The sequence below is a fragment of the Phytoactinopolyspora endophytica genome (assembly GCF_004138495.1).
GTDB classification, from domain to species: domain Bacteria; phylum Actinomycetota; class Actinomycetes; order Jiangellales; family Jiangellaceae; genus Phytoactinopolyspora; species Phytoactinopolyspora endophytica.
The window spans coordinates 236,197-236,438 of the sequence record NZ_ML142853.1; the positions used below are offsets into that span (position 1 = coordinate 236,197).

Genomic DNA, 242 nt, shown 5'->3' on the forward strand with positions numbered 1-242 from the left:
CGGCTTCCTTCTCGGTGTCAGTGGTGGTGGGGCTCTCGCCTGTGGTGCCACCCACCACAAGACCATCGCATCCGTTCTCGATGAGGTGCTCTGCCAAGGCCGCGGTCCCGTCGAGGTCCAGCCCGCCGTCGTCGTGAAGCGGGGTGACCATCGCGGTCAGCACGCGGCCGAACGGCGCCGACGCCGGGATCCCGGTCGTCGCCGCAGCAAGAGTAAAGAGCTCGTCGGCCATGCACCGAAGG

1 protein-coding gene is annotated in these 242 nt (G+C 68.2%); it reads right to left on the minus strand.

Annotated features, from left to right (window positions below; all coding sequences use genetic code 11):
• Positions 1-232 (minus strand): dihydrodipicolinate synthase family protein (locus ELR45_RS37605; protein ID WP_205856453.1); only part of this gene is annotated, 232 nt, incomplete at its 3' end.
• Between the last annotated feature and the right edge of the window lie 10 nt (positions 233-242).